At 37.2% G+C, this 8,274-nt stretch carries 8 protein-coding genes; 3 read left to right on the forward strand and 5 right to left on the reverse strand.

Going from position 1 to position 8,274, the window contains the following annotated elements:
- Nucleotides 1–6: 6 nt before the first annotated feature.
- The 4 genes from BUB05_RS18505 to BUB05_RS16240 form a co-directional block, all read right to left on the reverse strand.
- Complete coding sequence (locus BUB05_RS18505) at nt 7–672, reverse strand: NAD(P)-binding domain-containing protein (RefSeq protein WP_094763024.1); 666 nt, start codon at nt 670–672, stop codon at nt 7–9.
- A 21-nt stretch (nt 673–693) separates the two neighbouring features.
- A complete protein-coding gene (locus BUB05_RS16230) occupies nt 694–2,178 on the reverse strand; it encodes a sodium/proline symporter (RefSeq protein WP_073050664.1) in 1,485 nt (494 codons plus the stop codon).
- A 400-nt stretch (nt 2,179–2,578) separates the two neighbouring features.
- Nucleotides 2,579–4,030 carry a trimethylamine methyltransferase family protein gene (locus tag BUB05_RS16235; protein ID WP_073050665.1) on the reverse strand — a complete coding sequence of 484 codons (1,452 nt, stop codon included), beginning with the start codon at nt 4,028–4,030 and terminating at the stop codon, nt 2,579–2,581.
- 77 nt (nt 4,031–4,107) lie between these two features.
- Nucleotides 4,108–4,731 carry a corrinoid protein gene (locus tag BUB05_RS16240; RefSeq protein ID WP_073050666.1) on the reverse strand — a complete coding sequence of 208 codons (624 nt, stop codon included), beginning with the start codon at nt 4,729–4,731 and terminating at the stop codon, nt 4,108–4,110.
- Between the two features lie 356 nt (nt 4,732–5,087).
- Here BUB05_RS16240 and BUB05_RS16245 point away from each other — a divergent pair, with 356 nt between their 5' ends.
- Nucleotides 5,088–6,128, forward strand: coding sequence for an inorganic phosphate transporter (locus BUB05_RS16245; RefSeq protein ID WP_245819931.1), 1,041 nt, complete (start codon nt 5,088–5,090; stop codon nt 6,126–6,128).
- The gene (locus BUB05_RS16250) at nt 6,125–6,748 is read left to right on the forward strand and encodes a DUF47 domain-containing protein (protein WP_073050668.1); all 624 of its coding nucleotides are present in this window, start codon (nt 6,125–6,127) and stop codon (nt 6,746–6,748) included. The genes BUB05_RS16245 and BUB05_RS16250 overlap by 4 nt, the downstream gene beginning before the upstream one ends.
- 148 nt (nt 6,749–6,896) lie before the next feature.
- On the opposite strand, the gene BUB05_RS16255 is transcribed toward BUB05_RS16250, so the two are convergent.
- Complete coding sequence (locus BUB05_RS16255; RefSeq protein WP_073050669.1) at nt 6,897–7,580, reverse strand: TetR/AcrR family transcriptional regulator; 684 nt, start codon at nt 7,578–7,580, stop codon at nt 6,897–6,899.
- A 260-nt stretch (nt 7,581–7,840) separates the two neighbouring features.
- Between BUB05_RS16255 and BUB05_RS16260 the strand changes: the two genes are divergently transcribed.
- On the forward strand, nt 7,841–8,274 hold a 434-nt coding region (locus tag BUB05_RS16260), incomplete at its 3' end, for a M20 metallopeptidase family protein (protein ID WP_139258049.1).

An 8,274-nucleotide genomic window follows, 5' to 3' on the forward strand; every position in this document is an offset into this window, starting at 1 on the left:
GCCATGTTAATAAAGATAGAAATCTCCCCTTGCCCAATATTCGATAGGGCCAAGATTCAAGAGGCATGGTCCGGAGTGAAGTGCGGGATTTATACTGCTTAATCCGCATTCCAAAACATCCTCATAAATTTTTTTGAATTCATACATTTGCGACAATTCACCTATAACTTCACCGCATCTCAAAGAAGGTAAAAAAGCAATATTCAGCACATTTGTACCAAAAACATTGATGTGGCAGGGTCCTTTGAGCCTGGCGTCATAAGGAAGTGTGTCAGTCTCAGCAATAATAGGACAATTGTCGTTTTCGAATACATTTTTAAATTGCATCGATCCAAAAGTTCCGGGATAAAGAATTAGTGTCTGATTTTTGGAGAGTTTGCCGTTTAACAATTCGGCATATGAGGTGTGTGCAAACGCCGGCACAACCAAGGCAATTACTTTAGCGTCCTTCACTGCTTCATCAATATCAGATGTCACATTGGCAATTCTGGCTACACCATTAATGACCCCGGTTATTTTGATCTCTTTAGTTTTAAAAAGTTGTTCCAGATTACCCTTATATTCAGGCATTTCAAACATTGTCACCTCATAGCCTCTTAAGGTAAGATCCGCAGCCATAGCATGCGCACCATGCCCGCCACCTAATACGGTAATAGTTTTTTTGTTGTTCATAGCTGGTCTCCTTATTAATCATTAATTTGATTTTTCATTCACTTCCATAGATGCACTATCAAATTTATGCACAGTCAATTTTGTAGCTATTACAGCTGAAATCAGAGAAAATATAAATCCCGTAGCCATAGCAGGTACTATCTGTTCTAAAGGGGAAATGTACCATAGGACAGATGAAACAAAACCGACAACCATTGCTGTCATAGCACCGTAGGCATTGAAATCTTTCCAGAATAAAGTCAAAAGAGACAATGTTGAAAATGATGCTCCCAAACCTCCCCAGGCAAAGCCAACTACATTATATACCAAATCCTGGGGTATGATATACACAAGCCCAAGGGCAAAAAGACCTAAAGCAACTGTGATCAGTCTGGAAATTTTGAGGTTTTGTTCTCTGGTCATTTCTCCTTTTACAAAATACGGTTTGAATATACTTTCAGAAATTTCCGATGAAGCAAGAACAAGCATGGAATCCGCTGTGGAAATTAATCCAGCCATGGCGCTTGTTACCAATATAGCCCCAAGTACTGTCGGGAATATTGTCATAATGACTTCCGGCATAACTGTTTCGGGATCGGCGAAAGCATTAGGCCCAAATATTGCAATACCGATAAAACCTAGTGTAATGGCACCAAAATATGCCAAGGATGCCCAACCAATTGCTATAGTCTTAGCAGTTTTCATCGAAGCTTTATCTTTAATAGACATATAACGAATACTTGAAGGAGGAAAACCACCGAAATATGTAATAGCCCATGCTAGAGAGTTCCCTATAAAAACTCCGGCTGCCAATCCTTTTAGCCCTCCTGTTGAGCTCATGAGACTGGCTGATCTTAAAGCTGCACCCAAACTGGTAAATTGAACATCAGCCGGATTGTTTTTAATATAGAAAATACCAATGATAGGTGTAACGATTAGAGTGAATATCATAAGCAATGCTTGTATGACATCAGTATAAACAACACTCTGGAAGCCTCCATAAACAGCATAAGGCATAATAATTAAAAACGTTATAAGCAAACCGGTAGACATTTTAATTCCAAACATACTGCCGAGTGTTTTACCTCCACCGAGAATCTGACCTTCAATGTAAAATAAAAATGTGAACACTAATATAAATGCACCAATCAGTCTAAGGGATTTGCCAAATTTCGTGTGGCGTTTGGATATCCAGTCCATATAGGTATTGACTTCATGTTTTTCAGATTCTGCCTGCATTCTATGTGAAATTGCCACCCATGCCAGAATATTTCCCAAACCGAATCCTATGGCCATCCAAATACTTGCCATTCCCGTAACATAAGCCGCTCCCGGAATACCTACCATACAGAACGCAGACTCGGCCGTTGCACGTTCCGATAAGGCCGCTACCCATCCGGGGACTGATCGCCCACCTATATTATAATCGTCATCACTTTTTACTTTTTTACCCTGGAAAAAACCAACAGACAGCATAAAGCCCAAATACAAAACCAAAACGATAGCTCTAATTGTTACTAAATTCATAATATACCTCTCCTCTTTATTTTTTAAAAACCTGAACTATTCGTATAAACATAAAAAGCTGGAAAATTTCACATTCAACATGCATTTCAAACAAAACTTGAAGCAAGCTGTTATAGGATTTCAAGGAATGTTCATTTGAGGAATGAGCATTCCTTGAAATCGCAGGCTTATACACAAGTTGTTCAATGATTGATGCATTTGTTTTGATGAAGATTTATTTCACCGAAAGGGTGAAGGATACAGTTTTATGTACACGTTGGATTAATAATGTTTCTCAGGTTCTATGAAGTTTTCATGAATAATCCAGGTTCATTTATATTGTCGCAAACCATGCTCTGCAAATAAGTATTCTCTCATGCTTCTCCAGTGCAGCTTTATTTTTCACATCTTTAGTTCATTTCTAGTACTTCTTCAAAAGCTCCTTGATTATGTCGTCACATTCTTTTGAAACATCCTTATCTATGCCGTTTGGTTGATATTCATCCAGTATCTTTTTAAGCTTTCTATTTGCCAGGTCAGCCAATGTTGGTGAACCATCAGCTACCCAGTTTGGATTTACCTGTCTGTTGAATAGCTCAGGCAGGAACCATTCTTTCTTGAAGTTATCAAATGTATGTCGTTCTCCTATATAATTTCCTCCTGGTCCTACACTTTTAATTACGTCTAAAGCTAATGTCTCATCCGATACTTCTATTCCTTTTATTATTCTCTTTGTTTGGCCAATGACTTCATTTGCTATAACCAGTTGAGTCATGGAATTAGCCATTCCGCCTTCCATGTACCCTACGTCATGTATCAGGTTCCCACCACCCAAGGCAGTCATCAAGATGCTTGTTGCCATATCTATACCTGCCTGTTGATCCACACATTTGGAATCTGAACATCCACCTGTGGTAAATACGGGCAAACCATAATACTTGGCCATTGAACTCGTGCCCAAGTTCAGCAAATCAAATTCAGGTGAGGCATAGGTCATTGCCATAGTTCCCATGTCAACAACTGTTGGAACTCCACCCATAATATATGGTGTACCTTCTCTGATTGATTGACATACAACTAATCCTGTTAGAGATTCTGCAAGCTGGACAACCAAGTTTCCAGCAAGTGTCGCCGGAGATGTCAGTCCGCCTTGCGCTGCTGATGTATAAACTACCGGCAAGCCATATTCCGCCATCGTCATGGCTACATCCAAACCTTCGTTTTCATGAACAAGAGGCGTTATAGGTTCTGCATATATTGCAAAGAATGGATTTCTTTGTAATTCTTCCAGGCTTCCCTTTGCTTTCACACCCATATCTATGATCGCTTTCACATTATCTTTGTTGTAGCTCCAGTGGACAATAGGTTTAGACGAATTGTCCAATAAAGCCTTAAAAGATCTTACATCGATTATGTCAACTTCTACTCCGTCTATAGTGGCAAAATCCATTACAAAGTCAAAGTTTTCCAGTGAATCCACTACCTTTGCCGCCTGACATATGTCTTCATACTGGGGTACTCTTCTTTCTCCTGTAAATGGATCCAACATATATATGACTGTAGGACCTGGCCCGTAATAGAATCTATGCCCTCCAAGCAACATTTTCGATTCAGCGTCTCTGCTGTAAATCTTAACGGTTGAAGGTGCTGATCTTATCGCTTTTTCTACTAATCCTGATGGAATTCTCGCCCTAGTGCCGTCTATATAAGCTCCAGCCTTCTTTAAAATCTCCAAGGCTTTCTCATTATGAACTTCTACTCCAACATCTTCTATTACTTCCAACACCGCTTGGTGAACAGCACTACACTGACTGTCATCAAATATGTTGATCCCCAATTGCTTTCTATTTGTACAATTACTGATATTTTTCATTTTATCACTCCTGATTTATATTTTAATAAACTCATGCTTGATTTCTGAATGCTGCAATGTCCATGCGCTGAATCTTTTTATTCAACTAATTCTTTAGCCTTGTTTGCCGCTGAAGATGCATCAGCAGTATATACCGCACCAATTTTATTAGCGTATTCCGGAGTTATAGGGGCGCCACCGATCATATATTGTGTCTCTATCCCTGCTTCTTTACAGGCTTCAATTATGTCATCCATGTATGTCATTGTAGTAGTCAGCATCGCAGACATACCTACTATATCTGCATTGTTTTCTTTTGCCGCAGAAACAAACTTGTCTTTTGGTACGTCACAACCTAAATTTATTACCTTGAATACTGCAGTTTCCATCATCATGGTAACCAAGTTTTTGCCTATATCATGAAGATCGCCTTTTACTGTTCCGATTACCGCAGTTCCTATATTTGGGATATCTTTTTCATCTATATGCGGTTTTATCAAATCCATGCCTGCATTCATAGCTCTTGCCGACATAAGTACCTCCGGCACAAACATTTCCCCAATGCTAAATTTGTCACCTACTATGCCCATTCCAACTACTAAACCTTTTTGTATTATGTCTAATGGGTTTACGTCTCTGTTTAGCATTGTCTCGATTTGAGATACCACTCTGCCTTCATCTCCTCTTACTACGTGCTCTTTCAATTCTCTATACTCACTCATACCAAATTCCTCCTTATAAATTATTGTTTTGTTAGCACATTTATAAAATAGTGCAAAAAACATGCCAAATTCATTTTTTGTGTTTTTCACTAAATAAACATCCATATAGGCTGTTTTATTGTATATATACAGTTCAAGACACATGCCAATCGATCAGACTTTATGGACTTTTCGGACTTTATGGACTTTTCGGACTTTTGGAGACTTGTAAAACTATAGAAAATCAAACTGATGTTGACGGCTGTGGAGTTGATATGTAGAATTTAAGTAGGGGGGAGAAAGTTGCATTTCTTGCTCATGGAACGTGCTGACATTATTCAAATTTGAATTACTCCACTATCATAGGAGGAATGGTAATGGTTATTGGTATAAATATTGTTTTAACAGTATTGATAATAATTGCTCTAATTTTCACTCTGACCAACGGACTTCATGATGCAAGTTCGGTTGTTGCAACCTTTATTTCATGTCGAGCAGCCAAACCCAGACAAGCAGTGCTTCTTGCATCGGTGTTCGGACTAATCGGCGTTTTATTAAGCGGTAATCAGGTTGCTGACACTGTATCTGCCATTATCTCAATTGCGCCAAATGAAAAGCTTTTATATATTTTGATTGCATCTATATTAGGAGCCGTGACCTGGAATATAATTACATGGAGCAAAGGGCTTCCGTCAAGTTCGTCTCATGCATTAATAGGAGGACTGGTCGGAGCAACTTGGGTATCAAATGGTTCCGATAGCATTTTATGGGGTGGTGCAGAGCTTTTATCAAGCAGCCATCAACTTGTTGGCATCATAAAAGTAGTTGCAGCGCTTATTTTTTCTCCATTGTTTGGTTATGCTGCTGCTTACATAATTCAGAAAATAGCATTTTTGTTATTAAGAAATAGTAAATCAAGTATTAATACAAGCATCAATAGGCTTCAGTGGATTGGAGCAGCAGTTCTTGCTTTTAGTCACGGTGCCAATGATTCACAGAAAATTACCGGTTTGATTTCACTGGCATTTATTTCTTCAGGAGTTGCAAATATTACATCTATACCATTTCCCCTTAAGTTTGCAGTGGGTTCGGTTATGTTTTTAGGTACAGCATTTGGTGGATGGAGAATTATGAAAACACTGGGAAGAGAAATATATGATTTAAAGCCAATCCATAGCTTGAATTCGATGATATCCTCAGGAACATCCATATTACTTGCAACTTTTGCAGGTGCTCCGGTTTCTACTACTCATGTTGTTGTCGGCAGTATTATGGGAGTTGGAGCAGCAGATGAATACAAGATGGTGAATTGGAATATTGGCAAAGAAATTGTTATTTCCTGGTTTATTACAATTCCCAGCGCAGCAGTGTGCTCGGCTACAATATATGCTTTAATTGAATGGAGGTTTTTATTATGAAAGACAGTAGTTTTTTGGATAGGATGTTTCCAAAGAAGTATGATTTTTATTCATTGCTGATCCAGCAAAGCAAAACCACCTACGATGGGATATCTAATTTGGAAAGTTGGATAAAAAACAAGAATGATTCTGACTATAATGATGTTTTCGCTAATAAAGCCAAAGCCGATAAAATAAGATTTCAGCTCGAAAAAGATCTTATTGAGGCCTTTATAACGCCGTTTGATAGACAGGATTTATATACAATATCTATAGAAATAAATAAGATCATGAGTTGTACCATATCGATATTAAAAACGATAAAAACTTTAAATATCCATATTGATTCGGTAATTCTGAGCATGTCGAATTTATTAAGTCTTGGGGCCTTGGAACTGAGTGACGCTATTTCAATTCTTGAAAAAAACCCATCAGAAGCTCAAAGCAAGATAGAAAGAATCAGGAAATCGGAGAATTCAATGGAGGACATATATATTTTAGGGTTATTTGAGCTATATTCAAAAAATGATACAATAATGATTTTAAAATACAGAGAAATATATAATTATTTTAAAGATGCTGCAATGTATTTAGATTCAGCAGTTGACATATACCATAGAATAATTGTCAGGCTTTCGTAAGCTGTCCTGACTAGACCGACCGACTTATTACGGACGATTAAATATCGAACGGAATCGATCGGTCGAATTTGTTGTTAAAATGTAGTCCGTGGGTACTTGGATTTGTAACTTAACAATAAGTTATATACCACGGATGACGTAATATTCTTTAATGCTCAAGTTCTCTCAAAATCTCTTCGTATTCATAGCCCATTATAAATTCATTGAATTCATTTAAATCAATGTTTCTGAACCCTGCCTCCGCCATATCCAGTACTTTGTTGACAACTTCATCAGAGTAATTCATTTCAAGCAAAAAATGTCTAATGGCTGTTGAAGTTGCATTGACATTGTACTCGTTTTCTTTCCTAAGTCTTCTGCTTATAACATCATCGTAAATGAGAACGGCGAAATTAATGCTTCTTCTTAATGCAGCTGAATCATATTCTGTATTGTTGATTTTTAGTTTTTTTTCGATTAATTCGTAGTATAGATCACAATTATGTCTATAGGTACCGTTTGTTGCATCAGTATCCAAAGTCATCATTTTGAAATACTCTATTGTGTCAATGAAATGTTCATTGGATTTCAGCAGGATTGCAAAATAGACATAAGCGTTTTGATTTATGTCATTGATGATGTCTTTTGTGAATATTTCTATTTTATTAAAAAAGACATTCAATAAAGTTCTAAGGATATCATCTTTTTTCTTGAAATAATATGTAACATTTCCTCTACCTACATTTGCCTTTTGAGCAATCATTCTTATTGTGGTATTTGTATAGCCATGCTCTTCAAACAGTAATACCGCTGTTTTTAATAATTTTGCCTTTGTTAGTATACTCTTATCCATAACTACCTCTTTAACAATGAATTGAACCCGCATTCATTGAACTTTTTCTAAACACTATCATATATAATATATTAATTTATCAGTGGTGTAAAGAAAGATAGAATCCATTGGTTAAACGAATAATAACATTTTAATATGAATATTGTTGACAGAGATATGAATGTGATGTATCATGAATTAAAATAGCGCATGCGCTAAAATGATAGATTTTGAAAATATCCATATATGGGATGAAAAAATATTTGTAACGGGAGATTATTATGAAAATATTGCATGAGGTTTTAAATGATGAAATCAGAAAGAGAATAGAAGATGAAATTATTAATATCAGAAGAGATATACACGAATACCCGGAGCTTGGGTTCAATGAAGTAAGAACGGCTTCTATAGTAGTCGAAAAGCTTAAGGAGCTCGGGATTGAAGTACATAGCAATATAGCAAAAACCGGAGTTGTAGGATTGTTAAAAGGCAAGCATCAAGGGAAAACGATATTACTGAGAGCTGATATGGATGCATTGGCGATGGAAGAATTGAATGATATACCATATAAATCCAAAAATGAGGGAATAATGCATGGGTGCGGTCATGATGCCCATACGGCATGGCTTCTGGGTGCCGCTATGGTTTTGGCGAAATTCAAAGATGAACTCTATGGGAATGTAAAATTTCTGTTTCAGCCGGCAGAGGAGACCGA

This window comes from Dethiosulfatibacter aminovorans DSM 17477, assembly GCF_900142005.1.
In the GTDB taxonomy this organism is placed as follows: Bacteria; Bacillota; Clostridia; order Tissierellales; family Dethiosulfatibacteraceae; genus Dethiosulfatibacter; species Dethiosulfatibacter aminovorans.

What these genes read in the sequence shown, in the direction of transcription:
- BUB05_RS18505 (WP_094763024.1), bottom strand. Translation starts at nt 672, where the DNA reads ATGAACAACAAAAAAACTATTACCGTATTAGGTGGCGGGCATGGTGCG.
- BUB05_RS16230 (WP_073050664.1), bottom strand. Translation starts at nt 2,178, where the DNA reads ATGAATTTAGTAACAATTAGAGCTATCGTTTTGGTTTTGTATTTGGGC.
- BUB05_RS16235 (WP_073050665.1), bottom strand. Translation starts at nt 4,030, where the DNA reads ATGAAAAATATCAGTAATTGTACAAATAGAAAGCAATTGGGGATCAAC.
- BUB05_RS16240 (WP_073050666.1), bottom strand. Translation starts at nt 4,731, where the DNA reads ATGAGTGAGTATAGAGAATTGAAAGAGCACGTAGTAAGAGGAGATGAA.
- BUB05_RS16245 (WP_245819931.1), top strand. Translation starts at nt 5,088, where the DNA reads ATGGTTATTGGTATAAATATTGTTTTAACAGTATTGATAATAATTGCT.
- BUB05_RS16250 (WP_073050668.1), top strand. Translation starts at nt 6,125, where the DNA reads ATGAAAGACAGTAGTTTTTTGGATAGGATGTTTCCAAAGAAGTATGAT.
- BUB05_RS16255 (WP_073050669.1), bottom strand. Translation starts at nt 7,580, where the DNA reads ATGGATAAGAGTATACTAACAAAGGCAAAATTATTAAAAACAGCGGTA.